Here is a 24658-nt window from a genome sequence, read left to right as displayed (position 1 = left end):
TGGCTAGGCCATACCACCATTGACGCCAATCACTTGACCGTTGATATACGCGGCGCTGTCACGGCATAAGAACGCCACCAGCGCTGCCACCTCTTCAGGTTTACCCGCGCGCGCTGCCGGCACAATCGCTTTGATATGTTCCGGGTCGAACACGTCTGCTGTCATGCTGCCTTGAATCACGCCCGGTGCCACGACATTCGCGGTGATGCCGCGACTCGCCATTTCACGTGCCAAGGATTTAACGGCGCCGTGCAATGCACCCTTCGCAGCGGCGTAGTTGGTTTGACCGCGATTGCCCATCACTGCAGCGACACTCGATACGCACACCACACGCCCCCAACGTTGACGTGCCATCGGCAACAACAGCGGTTGGCTGACATTGAAGAAGCCATGCAAGGACACATCGATGACACGATGCCACTGCGTGCTCGACATACCCGCCATCGGCGCATCGTCATGAATGCCGGCGTTATTGACGACAACGTCAATCGCCGCATCTTCCAATAGGGCCTGCAGTTGCGCAGAGGTTGCTTCCGCATCCGTGATATCAAATGCGACGGCGCGCGCCTGTCCGCCTTCTTGCACAATCTGTTGCGCAACGGCTTCGGCCTTGGCTAGGTTGCCATTGGCATGCACGATCACCTGCATCCCCTGACGCGCCAATTCGAGACAAATGGCCGACCCGATATCGCCGGAACCACCTGTGACCAAGGCGCGACGTGTTTTAGGAACTTGACTCATCTGACTCTCCGATCGGCGCCAACATAACCGCAGCCCTGCCCTCTGCAATGCACTCTGCTTCATGCAGCAAGCGAAACGCATACTGCTGACTGGACGCGCTGTTCATCAATAATCTTGCCTCGCACTGCAAGGCACCGTGCAACGTATCCAAGCGCGGCACGCGAATGTCCACGCCACGCAAGGCAACCAAATAACCCTTACGCGCTTCACCGCCCGCTCTCGCCAATAGACCGCCATGCACGGCCATGGCTTGCGCACCGTATTCGCACAGGTGAATGGCGCGCAGCTCACCTTCGGAACGCAGTGGGTTGTCGCTGTCCTTGTGACTGTTTGTCGACAGCATGACGTGTTCGTCGTCAAAGGCTTCGACGTTCTGCCACAGGCACATGCCGCCCTTATGCGGAATCAAATCTTCGATGCGGACGGTGTCGAGTTCGAGTGTCATGCGTGCGTCGGTCGCCGTGTAATCCAAAGTGCCAGTACGAAGTTGAACAACACGCCTAAAGTGACCGTGACGCCAATCGCCCGCAACACAGGAATGCTGGAGAGAGAAAGGAGGAAGAACACCAACACCGTGGTCAAACTACAGACGATGAGTGCATGGAAGGTGCGCAACTGATCGGGTCGATCATCGCCTGCATGTTCGAAGAACAAGGCGTAGTCCAAGCCCAAACCGGCAGCAAGAATGAAGGCCACCAAATGGAACAGTGTCAGCTCGATGCCCAATCCGCGCAGCACGGCAAGGATTAACAACAAACTCAAGGTCATCGGCAGCAAGACACGCACGACCCGCGCGCGTTGCTTCAATGCGAACCACACCGTCGCGACCAAGAGAACAGAGGCAATCAACAAGGACCACAGCACGCGTTGACGGTATTCGACGACCAACGATTCGGAGGCCGCTTTTAGATCCATCAACTGCACGCCCGTGCCCTGCAGCGCACGCTGGACTTCTGCCGCATCACGAATACCGGACAAGGTGATCAAAGCCGTGGCGTGACCATCGCGTTGAAGCAGCAAGCCTTCCAAGGTCGATGCAAGCGGTGTGCCCTTCAGGTCTTCAGCGCGCAGGGGTCGAGCGGTTCGCGCGGTTTCCACATCACGCAAGAACGCACCGAATACATCAGGACGGAACGCCGTGTTGGCGACTGCTGCTTCCAAAGAGTGAGAGAGCGTTTCCGGCGCGGGCAAGGCTGCCTGACGCGCCTTTTGCGTCGCCGCACTCGGCAAATAGCGTGCAGCCATATCGAAGTTTTGAATGGCACCATTGCCCACAAGGGCCTCTAACTTCGGCGCCAAAGCTTCGGAACGGGCAATGGCTTCATCCGCGGTCGCAGCTTGCAATGCAATGACATAGCGCACATCAGGTGCGCCCAAATCTTTGCGCAGCACTTCGTCTTGCTTCAAGGCCGCTGCCGGTACCGGCGTCAACTTCGACAGATCGTTTTCCCAGAAATTCGCCGGTGCAAACGCAATCACCGCAAGGGACAGTGCGGCCATGGCAATGAGCACGCCCTTAGGCGCGCTCGGCAAACGCTCCACCTGCGTCCACAAACGTGACAATGCGTGAGAGTCTGCCGGATCACGCGGCTCCGGGTCTATCAAGGCAGGCAATAGCAAACGCGTGGTGAGCGCGGCGCTGACCAATCCCACCACAGTGAAGACTGCGAGCTGCTTCAAGCCATCGACGCCCGATGCCAAGAACGTGAAGTACGCGATACAGGTAGAAGCGACGCCGGTGGCCAACGTCGGCCAAATCTTTCGCGCGTTCTCCCACGGCGTAATGCCTTTGCGTTGATGTGATAACAAATGGATGGGGTAGTCCTGAACCACACCAATGAGCGTGAAACCAAACGCCACCGTAATGCCATGCACCCCGTCGAAGAACGCAGCAACCGCGGCCAAGCCCGCGACACCCGCTGTGGCCAGCGGTAGCGCACCAAAGATGGGCGTGCGCCAACTGCGATAGGCCAAGATCAAAAGAATGAATAACGCAATACCGTCAATGGTGCCGATTGTCGAAGCTTCTTTCGACGTGCGACCGCCAATTTCAACTGCAAATGCGCCAGGCCCTGTCAGCGTCAGTTTTGATTTTTCAGCGCCTGCGATCTGCGTTTTGCTGGCGTCAAACGCATCGTGAATCGCTTCGACCGCACGTTCTTGACCGGTCGGATCAAATCCTGCCGCGCGGGTTTGCGCAATCAAGATCGACTTCTTACCCGCGTGATCAAACCAAACCCCATCCAAGGTTTGCGGCCCGTTGGCGGGTTGCCATTGCTCGGCCAGGTTCAGTGTTTCCAGTGTCGGATCCGAACCCAAGAGCGGTTCAATCAAACCGGCCGCAGGCGAACCGAGATCTGCCAAACGTTCTTGCAAGGCGGCGGACAAGCTTTCGCGATCCAATTGCGTGCCGCGATCACTCAATACATAGCGGTAACTACGAAGGTGCTCGGGAATGGCGTCCAAGCCGCTCATGCCGCCGTTTGACGCCAAGACAAAATCCGGATTCGCCGACAAGCGCGTTTGCAGAAAGCGCGACTGCTCGGCCAAGCTTTCTTCTGACGCACCTTCAATCGACATCAACAACAGTCGCGACCCCGGACCTTCGCCGAGCTCATCCATCAAAAACTTTTGTGCCGGCGTTTCGGCGGCCGGCATGAATTTCCGCAAGTCGCCACTCATTTGCAGATGGCTGGCCTGCCAAAAACCGATGCCGACAATAATCGCCAGCCAAACCAATGCGAGCGCAACACGCTGTGTTGCGGAGAACGGCTTCATTTGCCGTGACATAGGGCGATCAATGCGTCTTCAGCGGTTTGCGACTTCACCGCAGCAGCGGCCGAGGCGAGCAAAGTGCGTTGCACTTGACCACCGGCAAGACTGCGCGTTTCGATGCAGCGCAATTCGGCACCGCGCCCATAGAGCGTGATGTCCTTGATTTGCTTTGACAGCGATGCGTTCTTCGGCGTCATGAGCACCGTCCATTTCTCGCGCGTGCCGTTCGAGCTCACCGTGAAGTCTCGCTTCAGTGCAGACTGATCACCGCTCAAGAGCGCGCCGAAGCTGGACTGCATCCCCGCAAGTTCCGGCACACGGCTCAAAGAAAACGTACGTACGCTTTTGCCACGCGTGATCGTCGCCGTGGTGCCATGCAGTGTGGTCACTTCCGAATACGGCGCGGTGACGGTACGCACCATCGATGCATTGTCCGGGCGACTGTACTCACCGAAGATGCGCATCGGCGTTTTCAAATAGTCCGAGCTGCGTACTTCTACAAATTGGGTCCGCATCGGCGCCGGGCGCGCCATCTTGGCCAAGACCCAGTTGACGTCAACCTGCGGTGTGGCTGCGCGACTTGTCGGCGCCCAAAGTGTGGCCAGCAGTACGGCGCTGCACAGCGGCGTCATCCAGCGCGTGACGTGAGACAAGTTCATCTTCAGACTCCCAAAAATCGTAGAAATTGAACCAGTTGTAAGGTTCAAGCTTTACGTAATATTCCAACCTCGATGCAAAACGCTGGATGAGCGCCTGCAAACTTTGCGCACGTGCGTTACGTGGGATTTCAACTACGTCTTCGAAAAGCTCAAACATGAGCTTATAGCGGTTGCCGCCCTGATACAGGCCAAAGCCCAATGCCACGGGAATCTTGAGCACCGACGCGATCAGCCAGGGCGAGGTCGGGAAGCGCGCGGTCGCGCCCAAAAATTCGGCCGGCATAGACGGCTCATCCGGACGTACGCGATCGACCAGCAATGCAACTAGGGCGCCTTGACTGGCCGCATGTTGAATCTCAGTGACGATCGTCGGGCCGTCTTGCGAGGCATCGATGATGTTGCGTGCAAGTGTGGGATTCAAGGCATCCAAAATCTGCGTGAGCGCAGGATTCTGTTGCTTGTCGAGGACAATGCGAATGTTGTAGTCGGGCCTGCGTTGCGCAATCACGCGCAAGACTTCAAAGCTGCCGTGGTGCGAACCAAACAACAGCACACCCCGCCCTTCATCCAGCTTCGCGTGCACTTCGTCAACGCCAACAACCTCGACATTGAAGCGATCGAGCGGGCCGCCTAATAAGAACACGCGATCAAGAATCGTGGATGCAAACGTATGCACATGCTTGGCACCATCCAACCATGTGGTCTTTCGACCCAAGGCACGTTCGAGATACGCGACGGAGGCACGACGCTCTGGCGCGCGCTTTAACAAGAAGTAGGCGGTGATCGGATACAAATGCAAACGCGCAATCCTGCGACCCAACTTGCGCGCAATGGTTCGAATCAACCAAATGGCAAAGTGGCCCCCACCTTCAGGCCGCTCGGTCCACTTTTCACTCATCCCAGCACCATCTCACCATTCACGAGTAACACCGCATCGCGCGTGACGCGAAATGCATACCCATCGCCTTTGGGCTCGAACGCAAGCTCCGCCATTTCATCAGGCAACAGCGGCTGAAGGAATTTCACTTGCGAGATTCTCAACTGATTGGCCACGCCCGCCTGCGCTTCGATCGCGCGTTGTACGTGGTCAAGAATCACCACACCCGGCACGATGGGTTGCGTCGGGAAATGACCCGGCAAACTCGGATGATCGTGACGAATACACAGCTTCATCGCGACGCATCCGACGCATCCGACGCGCGCATGTTCGCCACTTGCGTCTGCGCTGCGCGTGCCAATTCGTTGCGGTCAACCTTGCTACCGTCTGCCGCGCGTGTCGGCATGGGCTGGCCGAAGTACACGCGAATAGTGCCGCTGTTCACTGCAAATCCGTCGCTTGGCAGGACGTGACCTGTGCCGTACATGTAGGCCGGCAATACTTCGACGCCTGCCTTGATCGCTGCCTCAAACGGGCCCGACTTGAACTCGCCGATCTCGCCGGTCCGACTGCGCGTGCCTTCCGGAAAGACACACAACGATTGACCGGACTGCAACATCGCTGCTGCGTCACGCAACATCTTCGGCGCTGCGCGCGGATTGTCGCGATCAATAAACAACATGCCGGTGCGGCGCGCGTACAAACCCACCATCGGCATGCGATTCATTTCTTCTTTCAACAAGAAACGCAAAGGCACAGGTACGGCTTGGAACATCGTCGGAATATCAATGACCGAAGCGTGATTGCACACAATCAAATACGACTTCGACCAATCAATCGCATCTGCGTTTGCAACAACCAACTTCGCGCGTGCGCCCCAAAACAGTTCGCGCGCCCAAAGCCATGAAGCCGCGCGCAGAATACCGTTGGTATTGCCGCTGATCGCGTGATAGATCAGGACCAAACCAATGCATACAAAGGTGTAGACGAGGGTGAACGCAAACTGCGCGAGATTCCAAACGCGCTTGAAGATCAATCCGGCACTCATGTTTGTGCAAACGCCTCTTGCCAAGATTTCATCGGAACCCTAGCCAACTTTTGGATGTAGTCGAGCGCATTTTTATATCTACCCGGGAAGCGATGTTGCCGATAAAAGAACTCCCCGACCAACAAGCCGGTCACCGATACATAGATGACCCAGGGCATGAATCGCGTCGCCGCTTCAGAGCTCACCCACGGTGCAACTACAACGCCTGCACGCGTCAACACACCATCCGGCACCGCAAACAGCGCCAAGAACAGATTGAACACAGCCAGCACGCCGAGCAGCACAGCCCATGCCCGCGTTTGTCGCGTCGTGTATTGGCGCACATCCGCCTCAAGCGTGTCAGGTGAAACGTTTTCGACCAGACTCGCTGCCGTCACCAGCAAAGGTGTACGTCCTTTGATCAACGTGCGACCGAAAAGGCTGGCTGCCAATAACAAGAAGATGGTGGGGACGAACAATAGGGTGGTGAGCGCGAAGTGCGACCACGTCAACACGACGATCGCTGCGATGATCACAGCAGTCGCAATCAGCGCTTTCACGTGCAATTCAAGAATCCGGCCGACATAGACGATCAAAACCAAGGCGCCCAGCGCGATACCGGCAAACGTTTCACTTTCGGTTTCGATGGCGCGATGCGCCATCCAGAAGTAGGCAATGACCCCAATGAGGCGCAGCAATGGCGCCATGGGCATTACGCCGCCTTGTTCGCTTGCACGTAGTCGTTCAGAGAACGCAACGACGCAAACACGCGGCGATTGTCTTCGCTGTCGGACTTCAGCTGAACACCGTACTTCTTGGAGATTGCAAGCGACAGTTCCAAGGCATCGATCGAATCCAAGCCCAAACCTGCATTGAACAGCGGTGCTTCCGCGTCGATCTCTTCAGGGGTAACCCCTTCAAGGTTCAGACTTTCTACAAGCAGTTTGGCCAATTCAAGTTCGTCAGCAGTTTGGTTCGACATCGTTTCCTGTTCCGTTGGGCTGCTCGCGCAGCAGTGCGTAATCACTGAATTGTGACCCAAGGCGTTATTATGCACGGCTTAGGAACTCTAATGCCGGATATGAATGAATCGGAAGGCGCTCCGAAAAGCGGAGCAAGCACACCTGACGTCCTGGTGATCGGCGCGGGCCCCGCTGGTAGCAGCGTGTCCACTTTGCTCGCGCGAAAAGGTTGGAAAGTCACTTTGCTCGAAAAGGACGCGCACCCGCGTTTTCATATCGGAGAATCCCTGCTTCCTCAGGGCATGCCTGTCCTGGAGCGTTTGGGCGTGATCGACCAGGTGCGCGCCTGCAGTGTTCTGAAGCTCGGCGCGGATTTCCCGAACGATGACGGCACCTATTCGGTCTTCGATTTCCGCAAGAGTTTGCGCGAGCAGCCGGAATTTGCCTTCCAAGTGAAGCGCGCTGAGTTCGACAAGATCCTGTTCGACAATGCATGTGCGGCAGGTGTTGATGCGCATGAAAACACGCGCGTCACGGCTGTTGAGTTCGGCGCCGATGGCACCCCAACGGTGCGCGCAGGTGACCGCATCTGGACGCCACGCTACCTGATCGATGCCAGTGGTCGCGACACGTTCCTGGCCAACAAGCTCAAACTCAAACAGAAGAATGCGAAGCACGCCTCGGCCGCTGTTTTCAGCCATTTTGAAGGCGTCCGCATGCGTGAAGGCCGTGACGCGGGCAATGTCAGCATCTATCGCCACACCCATGGTTGGTTGTGGCTCATTCCTTTGTCTGAAGGCATCACCAGCATCGGTGCGGTGTGCTACCCCGAATATTTGAAGCAACGCACAGGCACGCTTGAAGAATTCCTGATGGAAACCTGCGCGACCGTGCCGGAGCTGCACGAACGCATGTCGGGCGCAACGCGCGTGGCGGACGTCCACGCCACGGGCAACTATGCCTACGAATGCACGCGCATGAATGGTCCGCGCTGGACCCTATTGGGCGATGCCTATTCGTTTGTCGATCCGATGTTTTCTTCGGGCGTGTTTTTGGCCCTGCATGGCGCTGAAAAATGTGCCGAGGCAGTGGACGGCATCTTGAAACAGCCCGCCGATGAGAAGCGTTTACAACGCAAGTTTGAGAAACATTTCGAGACGGGCCTTGATGAGTTCAAGTGGTTCATCTATCGCTTCACGTCGCCGACCATGAAGCACTTGTTTTCAAACCGTCGCGACATCTTGGGCGTTGAGCGTTCGGTCGTGTCTTTGTTGTCAGGCGATGTGTTCGACGACGCCGCCGTGATTCGTCGTCGACTGCGCATTTTCCGCCTGATTTATGCGATTACTTCACTGGGCATGGCCGGGAAAGCATGGCGCAATTGGCGCACACGTAAGCGCCAAGTAGCGATTGAAACCTTGGACGAAACGATGGGTACGCCGTGACGAATCAACACGTGATACCGCCCGCATCGCTCAAGGTGTACTACGCCGACGCCACTTTGCCCGATGAATTGTTGGCGAATCCAAACGTGTTGGCCGTGATTGGTTTTGCCAATCACCCGCCGTCAACGAAAGACACCGATCCGCGCTATTTGCGCGTACCGCTCCGCCCGCTGGGTGATGTGCCCTATGAAGTGTGGCTGTCGGATGCGCCTGTGCAGTTCGGCCGGACCGAGGGTGTGGCTTGGGCCACCGATGGCCGATTGAGTTTTGGCGCCATTGAACAAGAAGAGCTCGACGAAGGCGTGGCCGCAACGGCCGAACGCATTTATCGCAGCTTGTGGACACACGTTCAACACAGCGATACGCCCAACTTGCTCCGCGTTTGGAACTATCTGGACGCCATTACACAGGGCGAAGGTGATCTCGAGCGTTATCGTCAGTTCTGCATTGGCCGGGGTCGCGTGCTTCAAGAAATGGATGCGTCACAGCTGCCGGCGGCCACCGCCATTGGTCGCTGCGATGAGGACGCGGTGTTGCAGGTGTACTGGCTGAGCGCGAACGATGCGGGCACGCCCGTTGAAAATCCGCGCCAAGTCAGTGCCTATCACTACCCGCGCCAATACGGCCCGCAGCCGCCAAGCTTTGCGCGCGCCATGCTGCCGGCCCAGGGTCACGATCTGCCGCTGTTGATCTCCGGTACCGCCGCCGTGGTGGGCCACGCTTCGGTGCACCAGGGCATGCTCGTCGCGCAAATCGAAGAGACCTTCCGGAATTTCGATGCCCTGATAGACGCCGCACGCGCCCACCGCCCTGACTTAGCTGAACGGTTTGGTTCTGGCGCCTACCTGAAGGCCTATGTGCGCGACCGAGAAGACCTGCAAACCGTCGCAGATGCCTTGGAACGCCTGCTGCCGCAGGAAACGCAGCGGATTATCCTGCACGCGGCGATCTGCCGCAGTGAACTCGCGATCGAGATAGACGGGGTCCACGCCTGATAAAATGCGGGCATGACTTTCCCCTATGCCCGCCCGCGCCGGATGCGCCGTGATGACTTCTCGCGTCGCATGATGCGTGAAACCGTTTTGACCGCCAACGACCTGATCTACCCGGTATTCGTGCATGAATTGAACGGCACCGAAGAAATCAAATCGATGCCCGGTCAAGTGCGGCATTCCATCGAGACCCTGATGCCGGTCGCCGAACGCATGGTGAAGCTGGGCATTCCTGCGATTGCCTTATTCCCGGTGACGTCGCCCGACGCCAAGAGATTGGATGCCGTCGCTGCGTGGGATGACAACGGCCTGTGCCAACGCACCGTGCGCGCATTGAAAGCACGCTTTCCAGAATTGGGTGTCATCACCGATGTCGCGCTTGACCCCTACACGAGTCATGGCCAAGACGGGCTGCTGGATGACACTGGCTACGTGATGAACGATGAAACCGTCGAAGCCCTGGTGAAGCAAGCGCTCAGCCATGCGCGCGCGGGGGCGGACGTGGTCGCCCCGTCAGACATGATGGACGGCCGCATTGGTGCGATTCGTAGCGCCTTGGAAGAAGACAACTTCATCCATACCCGCATTTTGGCTTACGCCGCAAAGTACGCTTCGGCGTTTTATGGCCCCTTCCGCGATGCGGTGGGCAGCGCCTCGGCCCTCGGCAAAGGCAACAAGTACACCTATCAAATGGATCCAGCCAACGCAGACGAAGCCTTGCGCGAAGTCGAATTGGATCTGGCCGAAGGTGCGGACATGGTGATGGTAAAACCCGGCATGCCGTATCTCGACATCGTGCGTCGCGTGAAAGATGTCTTTGGCGCGCCCACCTTTGTCTACCAAGTGAGCGGCGAATACGCGATGTTGAAAGCCGCCTTCCAAAACGGTTGGTTGGATGAACGCGCGTGCGTGCTGGAAGCGTTGACCAGCATCAAGCGTGCAGGCGCCGATGGCGTCCTCACCTATTTCGCGCTGGATGCAGCCGAATATTTGCGCGAAGCGCACGGCTGATTGCCCCGATGACCGCGCATTTTGCTGTTTTCGGCCACCCGGTGGCGCATTCGCTGTCCCCGCGAATCCATGAATTGTTTGCGGCGCAATGCAATATCGCGCTCGCGTACAGCACCACGGATACCAGCACGCGTGGATTCAAAGATAGCTTTGAAACGTTCATTGCACTGGGGGGCGTCGGTGCAAATGTCACTGCGCCAGACAAAGCTGCCGCTTTTGAATTTTGTACGCGTCACACGCACCGTGCATTGCGCGCCAAGAGCGTCAATACGCTCTTTCAACGGAATGGCGAGTGGCAAGGAGATACCACCGATGGTTCCGGTTTGTTGCGCGATCTGCGCGAACGACTGGCCGTCGACTTGCATGACGCGCGCGTCTTGCTTATCGGCGCGGGCGGTGCCGCGAATGCTGTCGCACCCGCGTTGTTGGATGCCGGTGTATCACAGTTGATGGTGGCCAATCGCACCCGTGCGCGCGCCTATGATTTGATCGACGCGCTCGCTGATGAAAATCGTACGCGTGCCTGCACGATCGAAGAACTGCCGTCGCAAGGCATGTTTGACTTGGTGGTCTTCGCCGCCGCACCGGCTGATTCAGCGCAGTGTGACGCTTGGCCGATCAGCATGGTCTCTGAAGGCACGACCTTTATCGATTTGAACTATGGCGCACGCGCATTGCCCACGCTTACTTGGGCTGCCAAAGCAGGCGTCACACGCTTGTCGGATGGTCTCGGCATGCTGGTTGAACAAGCTGCCGACAGCTTTGAAATCTGGCACGGCGTTCGCCCTGAAACCGCAGACGTTTACGCGGCACTCCGCTAAAGACGACGCGCGCTGATTTACTCGCGTCGTTTGCCGGTGAGGTACTCGTCTTTCAATTTCACGTAGTGCCCCGCCGAGTAGTACAGCGCTTCGATCTCGGCATCCGACAGCTTGCGTGCAAATTTTGCCGGCGCGCCCAGCCACATTTCACCACTACCGACGACTTTCCCTGGCGCAAGCAACGCATTGGCGCCCAAGAAGCCATGCTTCTCGATCACCGCACCATCCAAGACTGTCGAACCCATGCCGACTAAACATGCGTCTTCGATGCGGCAAGCATGCACGATGGCTTTATGACCAATCGTGACATCGGCACCAATCACGGTCGCGAATCCACCCAGCTTCGCGTGCGGGCCATCGTGACTCACGTGCACCACGGTGCCATCTTGGATATTGGTGCGGTCACCGATACGCACGAAGTTCACATCACCGCGAATTACAGTGAACGGCCACACCGACACGTCATTGCCCAACACGACATCACCAATCACACGCGCCGCCTCGTCGATATAGACGCGCTCGCCCAGGGTTGGCAGATGGTTTAGATAGGGTCGGACGGTGGTGTCTTTCATGGCTTGAACTCTTGGAAAGCTGAAATCGTACGATCAATCGCAGCATCATCGATATCGAGATGCGTGACCAATCTGATCGACGGCAAATAGCCGATCGACGCGCGGATGTCATTCGCTTTGAGATGCCAACGCAGGGCATCCAGATGCTGCGTGGCGACTTCGATGAACACCATATTGGTGTGTTGACCAAGTACTTTGACTGATTCCGCGATGCGCAAACCTTCCGCCAAACGTGCCGCCCGTGCGTGATCTTCCGCAAGTCGCTCCACGTGATGGTCCAAAGCGTAGAGACACGCCGCGGCAAGGATGCCGGATTGGCGCATGCCGCCACCCGTCACTTTGCGCCAGCGGCGCGCGCGTTCAATCAACGCACGCGAACCCGCCAACACCGAACCGACTGGGGCGCCCAAACCTTTGGAGAAACACACAGACACGCTGTCGAAATGACGCGTGATGTCTTTCGCTTCCACACCCGATGCGACGGCTGCGTTGTACAAACGTGCACCGTCCAAATGCAAACCCAAACTGCGTCGGTCGCACAGGGCGCGTGCTTGCGCAAGGTAGTCCATGGGCATCACCTGGCCCATCCACGTGTTCTCCAGACACAGCAAACGTGTGCGTGCAAAATGCGGATCTATCGGCTTGATCATGGCCTCGACCACCTCCAGCGGCATCACCCCACCCGCACCTTGCGGCACCGGCTGCGGCTGAATAGAACCCAAGACGGCAGCGCCACCCCCTTCGTACTTATAGGTGTGCGCCTCCATGCCGACAATGTATTCGTCGCCACGCTCGCAATGTGCCAACAATGCACACAAATTGGATTGCGTACCACTCGGCAGAAACAACGCGGCTTCAAAGCCAAGGTCTTCGGCCACGCGCACTTGTAAGGCGTTGACGGTGATGTCTTCGCCATAGACATCGTCACCGACTTCAGCCGCCAGCATGGCTTCGCGCATGGCGGCGGTGGGACGGGTGACCGTGTCGCTTCGCAGATCGATGCTATTCATTCCAAGATGATGCCATTAAAGACGCATTCAACTGCTGCATTCGGACGGTGACATAATCCAAACATGAAAATCGCCAGCTGGAACGTCAACTCCCTCAACGTGCGACTGCAGCATGTGCTCGAATGGCTTCAGACGGCCAAGCCCGATGTGCTCGGCTTGCAAGAAACCAAGATGGAAGACAGCAAGTTTCCGGTTGAAGCCATTGAAGCGGCCGGCTATCGCGTGGTCTTCTCGGGCCAGAAAACCTATAACGGGGTTGCGCTGTTAGTACGCGGTGACCAACCGCCAGAAGATGTCCATCGCGGCATCCTGAATTTCGAAGATGTTCAACAACGCGCCATCGCCGGCACGGTGAATGGTGTCCGCGTTATCAATTTGTATGTGGTGAACGGCGAGGCCGTTGGCAGCGAAAAGTTCGAATACAAAATGCGATGGTTTGAAGCCATGCGCGCCTGGGTTGCTGCCGAACTCGAGCGCTATCCCAAGCTCGTTGTGATGGGTGATTTCAACATCGCGCCCGAAGACCGCGACGTGCATGATCCAAAACGGTGGAAAGACAAAATTCTGTGTTCGGTGCAAGAACGTGACGCACTCGCAGCACTCAGCGGCCTGGGTTTGCACGATGCGTTTCGCTTGAAACACGAAGAAGACGGTCAATTCAGCTGGTGGGACTACCGCTTGGCAGCGTTCAATCGCGGCTGGGGTTTACGTATTGACCTCACCTTGGTGTCAGATGCACTGAAAGACACGGTGGTTGATGCCGGCATTGATGTGGCACCACGCACTTGGGAACGCCCGAGTGATCACACGCCTGTGTGGGTCGAGATCGCATAAAAAAGCCCTGCATCCATGCAGGGCTCCGGTGTGCCAAGTTGAATTGGCAAACGTACGAGAACTTAACGTGCGCGTCCGCGCGTGATCAAGTTGACGATCAGCAACAGCACCACTGCACCGATCAATGCGGTGATCAAATAGCCGACCCAACCTGCGCCCAGATTCAATCCGACCATCGGCAGCAAGAAGCCGCCGAGGAAACCACCGATGATGCCGACAATAACGTTGAGCAAAATGCCTTGATTACCATCGCGACGCATCATGATGCTTGCGAGCCAACCTGCAACACCACCCACGATCAACATGACAATGAAATTCATAGTGTTCCTTCTCGTGTAGTTTTTGGAAGTCACCTTCTTGGAAGGCTAGGTCACAGTCTCTTGTCGCACCCGTGATGAACGCGTAACGAAGTCAGCGTGACGCACGACCACAACCGGATCAGGTTCAGCAATGTCAATCGCCCGTCAAGGCTAACAAGTCGGCACGGCTGAGCTTTCCGGTTTCGTTTCTGGGCAGTGCAGCAACATGATGAATGCGCTTAGGCAGGAACACGGGATCAATAAAATCCCGTAAGTAATCAATGATTTGTGTGTCATCGCATGCGCCGGAGACCACTGCGACCATGCGCCTTGTCCCAGAGCGATTTGTTATGTGCGTTTGCAGCATCACGCCATCCGATACACCCGGCGCTTGCAATAACAAACGGTTCAGGTCCGCCAGCGAAGCACGCTTTCCGGCGATCTCGAGGAGGTCAGCCTGCCGTCCGAGTAGTTCAAACTTGCGACCCTCCGAGGTGCACGCAACGATGTCAGAGATGCGAATCGGGCTCGCATAGGCTTCACGCGTCATCCAAGTGCCCTCTTCATCCGGCGTCAGTGTCACATCGTCATACAACTGCCACGTTTTCATTTTTGCGGTGCGGCGGTGTGCAATCACGCAGGTTTCCGTTGAGCCGAACATTTCGCGCAGCTCACAGGCAAAACGTGTTTCGGCAGCCGCAGCCAATTCCACGCTGAGCGGCGCGGTGGCCGTCACGATGCCAGCAATTGGTGGGAACACAACATCAGACTCAACCAGTGCACGCAAATGTACGGGTGTGGTCACCAAGAGTGCGGGGCGATCGCATGTCGACAGTGCGTCGGCGACATCCACCGGAAAGAACGGGCGTCCTTCGTGAATCGCAAAGTCTTCAAACAACGGCAACAAGACACTGGTTTCCATGCCGTACATATGTTGCGGTGGCACGGTCGCCACCACGGGCGAACTGCCGTCGTGCCCTGCCAAATGTTGCAGACACGCTTTATTCGCTGCAGTCGTGCGTTGCATCGACGCCCACGCCTTTGAATTCGCCGAGGGTGTGCCGGTGCTGCCCGACGTAAATACGATGACCGCCGTGTCATCCGCGGCAATTTGCGGCACATCAGCGACATCAATTTCATCAAGCACATCGGGCAACATCCACGTCGTGCCCGCCACCGACGCGTTATCGCCCACCACCGTGCTGCCCGGATAGCGCGCGGCAATGTCTGCAATGGATTCAGGCGCGCGCGAAGGCGGCATCAAGCTCACTTGGCCACGAACAGCCGCCGCACACAAGGCAACCAAAAAATGATGGCGCGATTCGCAGACGTTGATGACCGACGGCGCGTCCGGCAACTGCGCAGCCAAGGCATGGATCTGACGCAGAAGGGTGGCACGATCGATCGCACTGCCGTCGGTGCGCAACAGCACTGGGGCCGCGGGATCACCCCGAAGCAACGGCACACTTGCATTGGTCATGGTTTTGGCGAATCAATATGTCACTCTGTACAGCCCATAGCTTAAACGCAGCGCATGTCGTCGTCGAAGCCCAACGCGCACAAATGGCCCACCGTTTGCGTACGTCTGCCTGATCAGGCGACGTCGGAAAGCGTGGTGCGCACATGGCTGTCCGAGTCGCTCGCAATGCCACTGGCCGACATTCACTTCGAACGCGACGACCAAGGTCGCCCGCTCCTACAACCGCCCTTGGCGCATCTTGATTGCAACTGGAGCCACAGCGGTGGCTATTTGTTAGCGAGCTATGTCGAACACGCGCGCGTGGGCGTGGATATCGAACGCGTCCAAACCCGCAGGCGTGCCGATGACATCGCACAGCGCTACTTCACGCCGTCCGAGCAAGCCTGGCTCGCACAGCTCGAAGGCGACGAAAAGGCCCTCGCCTTCCACCGATTGTGGTGCTGCAAGGAGGCGATTTTGAAGGCGCATGGTCGCGGCATCGCCTTTGGTTTGGATCGACTGGAGCTGCTGCCCGATGCCGGGCAAAACCTGCAACTCAATGCGCTGGATCCTGCACTCGGCCACATCAGCGCGTGGTCTATCCAAATATGGGCACCCAAGGCCGGCTACATCGCAGCGCTTGCAGTCAAAGGTGGCTGATTCATACTTATAGGTATGAATGCTGCACCTTCCCTTGATCATTTGACGCCCACGCTTGAGCGCGGCATTGCAGCACTCGGCCTGCATGCGGCCGCATTGACCGCCCCGCTGATGCAATACCTCACGCTGCTTCACAAGTGGAATGGCACCTACAACTTGACCGCGGTCCGCGACCCGGCCGAGATGATTCCGAAGCATTTGTTGGATTCTTTGAGCATCCTGCCGTACTTGCAGTCGGGCGCATTGGCCGACCTTGGCACAGGCCCTGGCTTGCCCGGCATCCCCGTTGCGCTGGCGCGTCCGGACATACAAGTCACCCTAGTTGAGAGCAACGGGAAGAAGGCGCGCTTCATGCGCGAGGCCATCCGCACCTTGAAACTGGACAATGCGCGCGTCGCCGAATCGAGGATTGAAGCCGTCGACGAACCCGGCGCCTACACCCAGATCACAGCCCGCGCGCTCGCGACTTTGTCCGAAATTTTGGCCTTCGGCGGCCATTTGCTAGGACCGGAAGGCAGGCTCCTCGCGATGAAGGCACGCACCACAGAGGCTGAAGCAGGCGAGTTACCTGCGGGCTGGGTTTTGGAGGCCGTGCACGTTTTGCAGGTGCCAGACCTCGCCGCGGAACGAGAATTGGTGGTCGTCCGACGGGGATAGGGCACGTCAAACAGCTGGCATAATGGACGGCCGGGCCATTTTCAGGCCGACCATCAGGCTGAGTATGGCGCGGATCATCGCAGTAGCAAATCAGAAGGGCGGTGTCGGCAAGACGACGACGTCCGTCAACCTTGCGGCTGCCCTCGCAGAAACTGCGCAACGCGTGCTGTTGGTCGATCTTGATGCACAAGGCAACGCGACCATGGGCAGCGGCATTGATAAGCGTGAATTCGAGGCCGGCACCTGCGACGTTTTGCTTGAAGAAGTGAATGTCTCCGAAGGCATCGTGCGCTCGCCGGAAGGCTACGACCTGATGCCGGCAAATACTGATCTCACCGCGGCGGAAATTGCGTTGATGGATGAGTCCGGTCGTGAGCAACGCTTAAAGCGCGCGCTTGACCCACTGCGTGATCAATACGATTTCATCATTGTCGACTGCCCGCCGTCGCTGTCGTTGCTGACATTGAATGCGTTGACCGCTGCCGACGGCGTGCTGGTGCCCATGCAGTGCGAGTACTACGCGCTGGAAGGCATTACGTCTTTGGTTGAAACCATCAATGCGTTGAAGGGCAGGTTGAATCCGGCACTCACCATCGACGGCATCTTGCGCACGATGTATGACGTTCGCAACAACTTAGCCACCTCGGTGTCAGCGGAATTGCAGACCCACTTCGGCGATGCATTGCTGCAAACCGTCGTACCGCGCAATGTCCGTTTGGCCGAAGCGCCGAGCCACGGCCAAAGCATCATCAAGTACGACCGCGCGTCTCGAGGCGCCGTTGCCTACCTCGGTCTCGCCGGGGAATTGGTCCGTCGTCAACGCGAACGCGCTGAAACAGAGTAAGGAACACAATGAGTACGCCCACGAAGAAAAAAGGCCTCGGCCGTGGATTAACCGCCCTGCTCGGCAATGACGTCGTCATTCCGAAGGCGGATACGCCGCAGCCGGGCGACGCGCTCTCGGTCTTGCCGATTGAACAACTCCAAGCGGGCAAGTACCAACCGCGCAAGCAGTTCCCCGAAGCACAGCTCGACGAACTTGCGGATTCGATCAAAGCTCAAGGCATCATCCAACCCATCGTGGTGCGCGCGATTGCGAAAGGCAGCTACGAAATCGTGGCCGGCGAGCGTCGTTGGCGCGCTTCGCAACGTGCAGGCCTCACTGAAGTGCCGGTGGTGATCCGCAAGCTGGATGACCGCAGCGTTGTTGCGATGGCCTTGATTGAAAACATTCAACGCGAAGACCTCAATCCTTTGGAAGAGGCCAACGCGCTACAACAGTTGATTTCTGAATTCGGTTTAACGCATGCAGAAGCCGCACAAGCGGTGGGCAAATCGCGTACGACGGTGACCAACTTGTTGCGTCTGCTCGAATTGCCCGTCGCGATTCGCGAACTGATTAACAGCCGTCAGTTGGAAATGGGCCATGCACGCGCCCTTCTCACATTGGCCCCTGAACTTGCTGCAAAGCTTGCAGGTGAAGCCGCGAAAGAAGGCTGGTCGGTGCGTGAAGTTGAACGTCGTGCGCAAGCGTTCTCCGCAGGCAAAGTGCCGACCACCGCCAACGCACGCAAACCTGCCATCAGCAACGATGCTGACGTTGCTGCGCTGGAACGCGAACTCGGTGACACCGTCGGTGCGCGCGTGCAGATTCAACAAGGCAAGAAGGGCACGGGCAAGCTTGTGATCCATTACGGCAGTCACGACGCGCTCGATGGCTTGCTGGAACGCCTCCGTAAATGACCGATCCACGTCCCGTGCTCGTCACCGGCGCAGCGGGTTTCATCGGTGCCTATGTCATGCAAGCGTTGGCTGAGCGCGGCATTCCCGCAGTTGGCTTGGACAATTTCAACGATTACTACGCACCACAGCTCAAGCGCGATCGCGTCACAGCCTTGTGCCCGGATGCGGATATTCGCACGCTCGATCTGACCGACAAGGCCGGCATGGCTGCGTTGTTCGAAGAAGTTCAGCCCACGCGCGTGATCCATCTCGCCGCGCAAGCAGGCGTGCGCTATTCACTCGAGAATCCGCGTGCCTATGTCGACAGCAATGTCGTTGGGTTCACACATATGCTCGAACTGTGTCATCAGCATGCGGTTGAACATTTGGTCTACGCCAGTTCTTCATCGGTGTATGGCGATTCGGCTGTGACACCGTTTTCAGAAGATCAACGCATCGACAAGCCGCGTTCGTTCTATGCGGCAACCAAAGCCGCGAATGAACTGATGGCGTACACCTATGCGCAGTTGTACGGTATGAAAGCCACGGGTTTGCGCTTTTTCACGGTGTATGGCCCTTGGGGCCGTCCGGATATGGCGCCGATTCTATTCTCGCGCGCAGTCCTCGCAGAACGCAGCATTGATGTGTACAACAACGGCAATATGCGTCGCGATTTCACCCATGTGAGCGATATCGTGACGGGCATTTTGGGTGCACTGCAAACGCCTTCCACTGAAGCCGTACCGCACCAAGTGTTCAACTTGGGCAATCACACGCCGGTGGCGCTGGAGCATTTCATCCACGTGATTGAAACCGCAGCCGGCAAACCGGCCCACAAAAATTACAAACCGATGCAGCCCGGCGATATGCTGGAAACGATGGCCGACACGTCGCGCGCGCATGCGGCATTCGGATTCGAACCCGCGACCCCGCTTGAACAAGGGCTGCCGCCGGTCGTGACATGGTGCGAACTGTATTACGGAGACAAGGCATGAACGAAGCACCGCAACTTTCGGTGGTTGTGCCGGTACACAACGAACAAGACAACATCGCGCCGCTCGTCGGCGAGATCGTGCAGGCTTTGCGCGGATTGATTCCGTTCGAAATCGTATACGTCGACGACTTGTCGAAAGACAATAGCTTGCAAGTCTTGCGTGACTTGAAAGCGACGACGCCGGAACTTCGCGTGATCCGCCATATTCAAAACAGTGGTCAGAGCACCGCAGTGCGCAACGGTGTCAAAGCCGCACGCGCACCTTGGATTGCCACCCTCGACGGTGACGGACAGAACGATCCTGCCGACATTCCAAACCTGCTGAAAGAACGCGCCAAGGGCGACGCCCAAACCAAGTTGTTTGCCGGCTGGCGCGTCAACCGCCAAGACTCCGGTTCAAAGCGCTGGGCATCCAAATGGGCGAACAAGATTCGTTCGAACATGTTGAAAGACGAGACCCCGGACACCGGTTGCGGCATCAAATTGTTCGAACGCGACGCATTCTTGGAACTGCCCTACTTCGACCACATGCACCGCTACTTGCCCGCGTTGATGCAACGTTCGGGATGGAAGACGGTGAGCGTGCCGGTCAATCACCGCCATCGCACGAGCGGTGTTTCGAAGTACAACAATTTGAATCGCGCCTTGGTCGGCGTGCGTGATTTGCGCGGCGTCGCTTGGCTCATTACCCGCAGTCGTCGTACACCGGTGGAGGAAGTCTGATGCTGCTTCAGGTCGTGCAAGAAGTCGCCGCTGCCGCACCACCGAGTGCGATGCACGCGCCGATCGAGTGGCTGAGCTGGACCGGCATGCATATGTCGGCCTGGAAAGTCATCGGCTGGGTTGGCGCCCTCATGTTTGGCGGGCGTTGGTTGGTGCAGTTCATCGCGACCAAGCGTGCGCGCAAACCGGTGATTCCGCGCATGTTCTGGTACATGAGCATCGCTGGCAGCTTGATGACCTTGGCGTACTTCATTTTTGGTAAGAACGATTCGGTCGGCATTTTGCAGAATCTGTTTCCGTCGTTCACCGCGTTGTACAGTCTTCATGCGGATATTCGTCATCGGGGCTGGCACCGCGACCGCGGCGAGCATTGAACCACCGACGTACATCGCAATAGTTTTGACCTAAAGTTTCAAACCACCTGATCAGGGGACAGGCTTATGAAGCGGTTGCTTGTATGCGTACTGACTCTCAGTCTGTTCGTGGGTTGCGCAAGCACCACGGGACAACAGTCGAATGCATCCGCCCAGCCTGTGCCTGTGGCTGCACCGCCTCCGCCGCCACCACCACCCCCCATGCCACCGCCTCCGCCTCAGTCGACGCAAGGCGACGCCGGCAATCTGATAGGTTCAGTCAGGCCACGCAGTGGCGCAAGGCCAGCGGGCGCCGTGAAGCCGATGAGTGCTGCACGACCCAACCGGAAAAACTACGCGCGCATGCGCGTGTTTTACGCAACGGATCGTGCCCCCGCTCGCAACTTCAACACCGTGGATCAAGACGAAAAATACACCGGTGCACGTGGCCCAATGGCATACGGCCAAGCCTTCGTCAGCATTCCTCGCGGCCATGTGCCTGGCGAACTCGAAGCGCCTTCGATTTTTCGGTTGGAGTTTCGCGAAGACCCGACGAAGCACGTCGTCTTGCTAGAGACCACGCCCCAATCAAAGGCGGCATTTTTAACCGCTTTAAAGGCACGCGTGGCCGCATCGAAAGGTCGCAATCTTTTCTTGTTTGTGCACGGTTACAACGTGTCCTTCGCCGATGCCGCGCGTCGCACCGCGCAGTTGTCGTATGACTTGTCATTCGATGGCGCCCCGATGTTCTTCAGTTGGCCGTCGCAAGCCAAGCTGTCCGGGTACACCGTGGACGAAGCCAATATCGAATGGTCCACACGACACATCAAGCAGTTCATTGCAGATATGGCAGATCAATCCGGATCGCCGAACATTTATTTGATCGGCCACAGCATGGGGACGCGCGGACTCACGCGTGCACTCAAAGAATTGATCGCCGAACGCCCTGATCTAAAAGGACGCTTCCGCGAGGTGATCTTGGCCGCGCCGGACATTGATGCCGACGTCTTCCGTTCAGACCTGGCGCCCGCGCTCTCCAAAGCGGGCCGCCGCGTCACCCTCTACGCCTCTTCCAAAGATATGGCTTTGCGTGCCTCCAAGAAGGTGCATGGCTACCCGCGCGCGGGCGATGCCGAGTCCGGCGTTCTGATCGTGAAGGGCATCGACACCATCGACGCCTCCCGCGTCGATGACAGCATTTTGGCCCACTCCTATTTCGTGGAGTCGGTTTCAGTGATCAAGGACATTGCCTCGATGTTCCGGATGCGCCTGTCGGCCGCGCAACGCTCGTCCCTGCGGGCGATCAAGACCCGATTCGGTCAGTATTGGCGCATCGAACCGGCGGCGAAGTAGGCGGATTTGCCCGGCGCGGACGTTTCTGGCACAATGTCGGGCTCACTGCGCCCTACCGTCAGGTGGTCTGGGGCGGGAACACGGTCTTCCCCGGCGCATTTACCCCGAATCGTGTGACAACTTCAGCTATGGCTGGGGCTGTCGGGGCCGCCGTCACCCGGGCTACGGGCGACAACCGTTTTTGATAGAGGTGCACAATGTCCCGCGTATGCCAAGTAACCGGCAAGCGTACCGTGACGGGTAACAACGTCTCGCACGCGATGAACAAAACTCGCCGCCGCTTTCTCCCCAACCTTCATGAACGCCGTTTCTGGGTCGCTTCTGAAAACCGTTGGATCAAGCTGCGTCTTTCCACCAAGGCCTTGCGCACCATCGACAAGAACGGCATCGACGCCGTGCTCGCCGAATTGCGTGCACGTGGCGAAAAGATCTAAGGAGAAGAAACCATGGCATCCAAGCGCGATAAGATCCGCCTGATTTCTTCTGAAGGCACCGGTCATTTCTACACGACCGACAAGAACAAGAAGAACACCCCGGGCAAGATGGAAATCAAGAAGTACGACCCGGTCGTGCGTAAGCACGTCATCTACAAGGAAGGCAAGATCAAGTAATCCTTGATCAGCCCCCCACAAAAACCCGCCTAAACGGCGGGTTTTTTGTACCCCAAATAACGGTGACAGGTACAGTTAATTCAAATTAACGGTACCTGTCACCGTTAATTTTTGCGGTTGGCTACTAGGGCATCGACGACGGCGGGGTCGGCTAGGGTGCTGATGTCGCCGAGTTGATCGGTGGCGTTTTCGGCGATCTTGCGGAGGATGCGGCGCATGATTTTTCCGCTGCGGGTCTTCGGCAGGGCGTCTGCCCATTGCAGTTGATCCAACAACGCGATGGGGCCGATCTCTTTGCGCACGAGCGCAATGATTTCTTTTGCGAGTGCGTCGCTCGCCGCAATGCCATCGTTCAAGGTGACGTAGGCATAGACGCCTTGGCCTTTCAGATCGTGCGGATAGCCAACCACTGCCGCTTCGCTCACCGACGGATGCAAAACGATGGCGCTTTCAAGTTCAGCCGTGCCCAAGCGGTGGCCACTGACATTGATCACGTCATCGACACGACCGGTGATCCAGTAATACCCATCCGCGTCGCGACGACAGCCGTCGCTGGTGAAATACATGCCGGGATAGGCTTTGAAGTACGTCTCCAAAAAGCGGGGATGGTCGCCATACACGGTGCGCATCATGCCGGGCCACGCATCCATCATCACGAGGTTGCCTTCAGCCTCACCTTGCAAAATATTGCCTGCCGCATCCACCAATGCAGGCTGCACACCCGGCAACGGCAAAGTCGCAGAACCCGGCTTCATCAAGGTGGCGCCCGCAATCGGCGAAATCAAAATACCGCCGGTTTCGGTTTGCCACCACGTGTCAACGATCGGGCAACGGCCTTCGCCCACCACGTCGTAGTACCAACGCCATGCTTCCGGATTGATCGGCTCACCCACACTGCCCAACAAGCGCAACGACTGTCTGGAAGTGCATTTCACCGGCGCATCGCCTTCGCGCATCAACGCACGAATCGCGGTCGGCGCCGTGTAGAAAATGGTGACCTTGTGCTTGTCGATCACTTCCCAAAAGCGTGAGGCATTCGGCCAACTCGGCACGCCCTCAAACATCAACACCGTTGAAGCGTTTGCCAAGGGGCCGTAAACCACGTACGAGTGACCGGTGATCCAACCCACGTCAGCCGTGCACCAGAAGATGTCGTTGTCTTTCAGATCAAACACGGTCTTGAACGAATACGCCGCGTAAATCAAATACCCCGCCGTGGTGTGCAACACACCTTTGGGCTTACCGGTACTGCCCGAGGTATAGAGAATGAAGAGCGGATCTTCCGCGTTCATCACTTCGGGTTCGCAGGTGGTCGACTGACCTTCCATCACTGCGTCATACCATCGATCCCGCGGCATTTGCATGTCGACCGTCGACGGGCCATGCCGCACAACAAGCACCGTTTGCACGGTCGTGGTGCCCGGCAAACTCAAGGCATCGTCGACGTTCTTTTTGAGCGGCGTGTACTTGCCAGCGCGTGCGCCTTCGTTTGCCGTGATGATCAGTTTGCTACCGCAATCGGCCACACGATCTGCAATTGAGTTCGCGGAGAAGCCCCCAAAGATCACTGAGTGCACAGCACCAATGCGCGCGCACGCAAGCATCGCTACGGCGGCCTCTGGGATCATCGGCAAATAGATGCTAACCCGATCCCCCTTACCCACACCCAAGTTACGCATCGCATTGCCAAGCTTGCAGACTTCGGCATGCAACTCACGGAAGGTCAATTGACGCGAGGGTGCCGCCGGATCATCTGATTCGAAAATGATTGCGACTTTGTCCCCGTGCTTGGCTAAATGACGATCCAAACAGTTCACGCTGATATTCATCTCACCGTCTTCGAACCAACGGATTCGAAAATCTTCAAGATCGAAACTGGTGTTCTTAATGCGCGTCGGCGCGCGCATCCATTCGAAGTCTTTGGCCACCTCGCCCCAGAACGCATCCGGATCTTGTACTGAACGGCGGTAATTGACTTCCCTCTGCTGGCTCGACACATTTGCGCCACTTGCAAACGTCTCGGCAACTTCGTAGTGGGTTTTCAAATCAGACATGGGAAGTCTCCAAAAACAATGGTTTGTAACCGCTATCCGCTGCCAGT

29 protein-coding genes are annotated in these 24658 nt (G+C 57.5%); 15 read left to right on the top strand and 14 right to left on the bottom strand.

Annotation, left to right across the window (positions count from 1 at the left end):
- Window positions 1-3: 3 nt before the first annotated feature.
- From fabG to G7069_RS04570, 9 genes are read right to left on the bottom strand one after another with little or no spacing between them, the layout of a single operon-like run.
- Window positions 4-741 carry a 3-oxoacyl-ACP reductase FabG gene (fabG, locus tag G7069_RS04610; protein ID WP_166294752.1) on the bottom strand — a complete coding sequence of 246 codons (738 nt, stop codon included), beginning with the start codon at window positions 739-741 and terminating at the stop codon, window positions 4-6.
- Window positions 725-1186: a phosphotransferase gene (locus G7069_RS04605; RefSeq protein ID WP_166294750.1), complete on the bottom strand. Its 462-nt coding sequence runs from the start codon at window positions 1184-1186 to the stop codon at window positions 725-727. Before G7069_RS04605 ends, fabG begins: the two co-directional genes overlap by 17 nt.
- On the bottom strand, window positions 1183-3531 hold the full coding sequence (locus G7069_RS04600; protein WP_166294748.1) for an MMPL family transporter: 2349 nt from the start codon (window positions 3529-3531) through the stop codon (window positions 1183-1185). The genes G7069_RS04605 and G7069_RS04600 overlap by 4 nt, the downstream gene beginning before the upstream one ends.
- Window positions 3516-4175 carry a LolA-related protein gene (locus G7069_RS04595; protein WP_240912635.1) on the bottom strand — a complete coding sequence of 220 codons (660 nt, stop codon included), beginning with the start codon at window positions 4173-4175 and terminating at the stop codon, window positions 3516-3518. Before G7069_RS04595 ends, G7069_RS04600 begins: the two co-directional genes overlap by 16 nt.
- Entirely contained in the window at window positions 4072-5073 is a 1002-nt protein-coding gene (locus G7069_RS04590) for an acyltransferase (RefSeq protein ID WP_166294746.1), read from the bottom strand. The genes G7069_RS04595 and G7069_RS04590 overlap by 104 nt, the downstream gene beginning before the upstream one ends.
- Window positions 5070-5348: a hypothetical protein gene (locus tag G7069_RS04585; protein ID WP_166294744.1), complete on the bottom strand. Its 279-nt coding sequence runs from the start codon at window positions 5346-5348 to the stop codon at window positions 5070-5072. Before G7069_RS04585 ends, G7069_RS04590 begins: the two co-directional genes overlap by 4 nt.
- A complete protein-coding gene (locus G7069_RS04580) occupies window positions 5345-6100 on the bottom strand; it encodes a lysophospholipid acyltransferase family protein (protein ID WP_166294741.1) in 756 nt (251 codons plus the stop codon). The genes G7069_RS04585 and G7069_RS04580 overlap by 4 nt, the downstream gene beginning before the upstream one ends.
- On the bottom strand, window positions 6097-6792 hold the full coding sequence (locus G7069_RS04575; RefSeq protein WP_205758756.1) for a hypothetical protein: 696 nt from the start codon (window positions 6790-6792) through the stop codon (window positions 6097-6099). Before G7069_RS04575 ends, G7069_RS04580 begins: the two co-directional genes overlap by 4 nt.
- Entirely contained in the window at window positions 6792-7061 is a 270-nt protein-coding gene (locus G7069_RS04570) for a phosphopantetheine-binding protein (protein WP_166294737.1), read from the bottom strand. Before G7069_RS04570 ends, G7069_RS04575 begins: the two co-directional genes overlap by 1 nt.
- 90 nt (window positions 7062-7151) lie before the next feature.
- Here G7069_RS04570 and G7069_RS04565 point away from each other — a divergent pair, with 90 nt between their 5' ends.
- The 4 genes from G7069_RS04565 to aroE are packed head-to-tail and all read left to right on the top strand — an operon-like array spanning window position 7152 to window position 11310.
- Entirely contained in the window at window positions 7152-8486 is a 1335-nt protein-coding gene (locus G7069_RS04565) for an NAD(P)/FAD-dependent oxidoreductase (protein WP_240912634.1), read from the top strand.
- An 11-nt stretch (window positions 8487-8497) separates the two neighbouring features.
- Window positions 8498-9481 carry a pteridine-dependent deoxygenase gene (locus G7069_RS04560; protein WP_240912650.1) on the top strand — a complete coding sequence of 328 codons (984 nt, stop codon included), beginning with the start codon at window positions 8498-8500 and terminating at the stop codon, window positions 9479-9481.
- A 12-nt stretch (window positions 9482-9493) separates the two neighbouring features.
- A complete protein-coding gene (gene hemB / locus G7069_RS04555; RefSeq protein WP_166294735.1) occupies window positions 9494-10489 on the top strand; it encodes a porphobilinogen synthase in 996 nt (331 codons plus the stop codon).
- Between the two features lie 8 nt (window positions 10490-10497).
- Window positions 10498-11310: a shikimate dehydrogenase gene (gene aroE / locus G7069_RS04550; protein ID WP_166294733.1), complete on the top strand. Its 813-nt coding sequence runs from the start codon at window positions 10498-10500 to the stop codon at window positions 11308-11310.
- 17 nt (window positions 11311-11327) lie between these two features.
- Here the strand turns inward: aroE and G7069_RS04545 are convergent, their stop codons facing one another.
- Both G7069_RS04545 and ltaE read right to left on the bottom strand, forming a co-directional pair.
- Complete coding sequence (locus G7069_RS04545; protein ID WP_166294731.1) at window positions 11328-11882, bottom strand: gamma carbonic anhydrase family protein; 555 nt, start codon at window positions 11880-11882, stop codon at window positions 11328-11330.
- Entirely contained in the window at window positions 11879-12892 is a 1014-nt protein-coding gene (gene ltaE / locus G7069_RS04540; protein ID WP_166294729.1) for a low-specificity L-threonine aldolase, read from the bottom strand. The genes G7069_RS04545 and ltaE overlap by 4 nt, the downstream gene beginning before the upstream one ends.
- 63 nt (window positions 12893-12955) lie before the next feature.
- Here ltaE and xth point away from each other — a divergent pair, with 63 nt between their 5' ends.
- On the top strand, window positions 12956-13726 hold the full coding sequence (xth, locus tag G7069_RS04535) for an exodeoxyribonuclease III (RefSeq protein ID WP_166294726.1): 771 nt from the start codon (window positions 12956-12958) through the stop codon (window positions 13724-13726).
- Between the two features lie 62 nt (window positions 13727-13788).
- Here the strand turns inward: xth and G7069_RS04530 are convergent, their stop codons facing one another.
- Window positions 13789-14046, bottom strand: coding sequence for a GlsB/YeaQ/YmgE family stress response membrane protein (locus G7069_RS04530; protein ID WP_166294724.1), 258 nt, complete (start codon window positions 14044-14046; stop codon window positions 13789-13791).
- Between the two features lie 133 nt (window positions 14047-14179).
- Window positions 14180-15505, bottom strand: a complete 1326-nt coding sequence (locus G7069_RS04525; RefSeq protein WP_166294722.1) for an AMP-binding protein — start codon at window positions 15503-15505, stop codon at window positions 14180-14182.
- A gap of 54 nt (window positions 15506-15559) precedes the next feature.
- Between G7069_RS04525 and G7069_RS04520 the strand changes: the two genes are divergently transcribed.
- From G7069_RS04520 to rpmG, 10 genes are all read left to right on the top strand, one after another.
- Complete coding sequence (locus tag G7069_RS04520) at window positions 15560-16144, top strand: 4'-phosphopantetheinyl transferase superfamily protein (protein ID WP_166294720.1); 585 nt, start codon at window positions 15560-15562, stop codon at window positions 16142-16144.
- 15 nt (window positions 16145-16159) lie between these two features.
- A complete protein-coding gene (gene rsmG, locus G7069_RS04515; protein WP_166294718.1) occupies window positions 16160-16801 on the top strand; it encodes a 16S rRNA (guanine(527)-N(7))-methyltransferase RsmG in 642 nt (213 codons plus the stop codon).
- Between the two features lie 64 nt (window positions 16802-16865).
- Window positions 16866-17645: an AAA family ATPase gene (locus G7069_RS04510; protein WP_166294716.1), complete on the top strand. Its 780-nt coding sequence runs from the start codon at window positions 16866-16868 to the stop codon at window positions 17643-17645.
- Between the two features lie 8 nt (window positions 17646-17653).
- Window positions 17654-18544, top strand: a complete 891-nt coding sequence (locus G7069_RS04505) for a ParB/RepB/Spo0J family partition protein (protein ID WP_166294713.1) — start codon at window positions 17654-17656, stop codon at window positions 18542-18544.
- Entirely contained in the window at window positions 18541-19518 is a 978-nt protein-coding gene (locus G7069_RS04500; RefSeq protein ID WP_166294711.1) for an NAD-dependent epimerase/dehydratase family protein, read from the top strand. Before G7069_RS04505 ends, G7069_RS04500 begins: the two co-directional genes overlap by 4 nt.
- The gene (locus G7069_RS04495; RefSeq protein ID WP_166294709.1) at window positions 19515-20240 is read left to right on the top strand and encodes a glycosyltransferase family 2 protein; all 726 of its coding nucleotides are present in this window, start codon (window positions 19515-19517) and stop codon (window positions 20238-20240) included. The genes G7069_RS04500 and G7069_RS04495 overlap by 4 nt, the downstream gene beginning before the upstream one ends.
- Before the next feature lie 50 nt (window positions 20241-20290).
- A complete protein-coding gene (locus tag G7069_RS04490; RefSeq protein ID WP_166297521.1) occupies window positions 20291-20614 on the top strand; it encodes a lipid-A-disaccharide synthase N-terminal domain-containing protein in 324 nt (107 codons plus the stop codon).
- Window positions 20615-20917: 303 nt separating this feature from the next.
- A complete protein-coding gene (locus tag G7069_RS04485) occupies window positions 20918-21946 on the top strand; it encodes an alpha/beta fold hydrolase (protein WP_205758755.1) in 1029 nt (342 codons plus the stop codon).
- Between the two features lie 197 nt (window positions 21947-22143).
- Window positions 22144-22380 (top strand): 50S ribosomal protein L28, encoded by a 237-nt coding sequence (gene rpmB, locus G7069_RS04480; RefSeq protein ID WP_166294707.1) that lies wholly within the window; start codon window positions 22144-22146, stop codon window positions 22378-22380.
- Between the two features lie 12 nt (window positions 22381-22392).
- Window positions 22393-22557 carry a 50S ribosomal protein L33 gene (gene rpmG, locus G7069_RS04475; protein ID WP_143925763.1) on the top strand — a complete coding sequence of 55 codons (165 nt, stop codon included), beginning with the start codon at window positions 22393-22395 and terminating at the stop codon, window positions 22555-22557.
- A gap of 104 nt (window positions 22558-22661) precedes the next feature.
- Here the strand turns inward: rpmG and acs are convergent, their stop codons facing one another.
- The gene (gene acs / locus G7069_RS04470; RefSeq protein ID WP_166294705.1) at window positions 22662-24611 is read right to left on the bottom strand and encodes an acetate--CoA ligase; all 1950 of its coding nucleotides are present in this window, start codon (window positions 24609-24611) and stop codon (window positions 22662-22664) included.
- Window positions 24612-24658: the final 47 nt, after the last annotated feature.

It is taken from the genome of Lysobacter sp. HDW10 (assembly GCF_011300685.1).
In the GTDB taxonomy this organism is placed as follows: domain Bacteria; phylum Pseudomonadota; class Gammaproteobacteria; order Xanthomonadales; family Xanthomonadaceae; genus Solilutibacter.
This window is presented reverse-complemented; position numbering and strand designations above follow the sequence as displayed.

Bases quoted from the DNA above. Each gene is read 5' to 3' on its own strand.
- fabG (WP_166294752.1), bottom strand. From the start codon at position 741: ATGAGTCAAGTTCCTAAAACACGTCGCGCCTTGGTCACAGGTGGTTCC.
- G7069_RS04605 (WP_166294750.1), bottom strand. From the start codon at position 1,186: ATGACACTCGAACTCGACACCGTCCGCATCGAAGATTTGATTCCGCAT.
- G7069_RS04600 (WP_166294748.1), bottom strand. From the start codon at position 3,531: ATGTCACGGCAAATGAAGCCGTTCTCCGCAACACAGCGTGTTGCGCTC.
- G7069_RS04595 (WP_240912635.1), bottom strand. From the start codon at position 4,175: ATGAACTTGTCTCACGTCACGCGCTGGATGACGCCGCTGTGCAGCGCC.
- G7069_RS04590 (WP_166294746.1), bottom strand. From the start codon at position 5,073: ATGAGTGAAAAGTGGACCGAGCGGCCTGAAGGTGGGGGCCACTTTGCC.
- G7069_RS04585 (WP_166294744.1), bottom strand. From the start codon at position 5,348: ATGAAGCTGTGTATTCGTCACGATCATCCGAGTTTGCCGGGTCATTTC.
- G7069_RS04580 (WP_166294741.1), bottom strand. From the start codon at position 6,100: ATGAGTGCCGGATTGATCTTCAAGCGCGTTTGGAATCTCGCGCAGTTT.
- G7069_RS04575 (WP_205758756.1), bottom strand. From the start codon at position 6,792: ATGCCCATGGCGCCATTGCTGCGCCTCATTGGGGTCATTGCCTACTTC.
- G7069_RS04570 (WP_166294737.1), bottom strand. From the start codon at position 7,061: ATGTCGAACCAAACTGCTGACGAACTTGAATTGGCCAAACTGCTTGTA.
- G7069_RS04565 (WP_240912634.1), top strand. From the start codon at position 7,152: ATGCCGGATATGAATGAATCGGAAGGCGCTCCGAAAAGCGGAGCAAGC.
- hemB (WP_166294735.1), top strand. From the start codon at position 9,494: ATGACTTTCCCCTATGCCCGCCCGCGCCGGATGCGCCGTGATGACTTC.
- aroE (WP_166294733.1), top strand. From the start codon at position 10,498: ATGACCGCGCATTTTGCTGTTTTCGGCCACCCGGTGGCGCATTCGCTG.
- G7069_RS04545 (WP_166294731.1), bottom strand. From the start codon at position 11,882: ATGAAAGACACCACCGTCCGACCCTATCTAAACCATCTGCCAACCCTG.
- ltaE (WP_166294729.1), bottom strand. From the start codon at position 12,892: ATGAATAGCATCGATCTGCGAAGCGACACGGTCACCCGTCCCACCGCC.
- xth (WP_166294726.1), top strand. From the start codon at position 12,956: ATGAAAATCGCCAGCTGGAACGTCAACTCCCTCAACGTGCGACTGCAG.
- G7069_RS04530 (WP_166294724.1), bottom strand. From the start codon at position 14,046: ATGAATTTCATTGTCATGTTGATCGTGGGTGGTGTTGCAGGTTGGCTC.
- G7069_RS04525 (WP_166294722.1), bottom strand. From the start codon at position 15,505: ATGACCAATGCAAGTGTGCCGTTGCTTCGGGGTGATCCCGCGGCCCCA.
- G7069_RS04520 (WP_166294720.1), top strand. From the start codon at position 15,560: ATGTCGTCGTCGAAGCCCAACGCGCACAAATGGCCCACCGTTTGCGTA.
- rsmG (WP_166294718.1), top strand. From the start codon at position 16,160: ATGAATGCTGCACCTTCCCTTGATCATTTGACGCCCACGCTTGAGCGC.
- G7069_RS04510 (WP_166294716.1), top strand. From the start codon at position 16,866: ATGGCGCGGATCATCGCAGTAGCAAATCAGAAGGGCGGTGTCGGCAAG.
- G7069_RS04505 (WP_166294713.1), top strand. From the start codon at position 17,654: ATGAGTACGCCCACGAAGAAAAAAGGCCTCGGCCGTGGATTAACCGCC.
- G7069_RS04500 (WP_166294711.1), top strand. From the start codon at position 18,541: ATGACCGATCCACGTCCCGTGCTCGTCACCGGCGCAGCGGGTTTCATC.
- G7069_RS04495 (WP_166294709.1), top strand. From the start codon at position 19,515: ATGAACGAAGCACCGCAACTTTCGGTGGTTGTGCCGGTACACAACGAA.
- G7069_RS04490 (WP_166297521.1), top strand. From the start codon at position 20,291: ATGCACGCGCCGATCGAGTGGCTGAGCTGGACCGGCATGCATATGTCG.
- G7069_RS04485 (WP_205758755.1), top strand. From the start codon at position 20,918: ATGAGTGCTGCACGACCCAACCGGAAAAACTACGCGCGCATGCGCGTG.
- rpmB (WP_166294707.1), top strand. From the start codon at position 22,144: ATGTCCCGCGTATGCCAAGTAACCGGCAAGCGTACCGTGACGGGTAAC.
- rpmG (WP_143925763.1), top strand. From the start codon at position 22,393: ATGGCATCCAAGCGCGATAAGATCCGCCTGATTTCTTCTGAAGGCACC.
- acs (WP_166294705.1), bottom strand. From the start codon at position 24,611: ATGTCTGATTTGAAAACCCACTACGAAGTTGCCGAGACGTTTGCAAGT.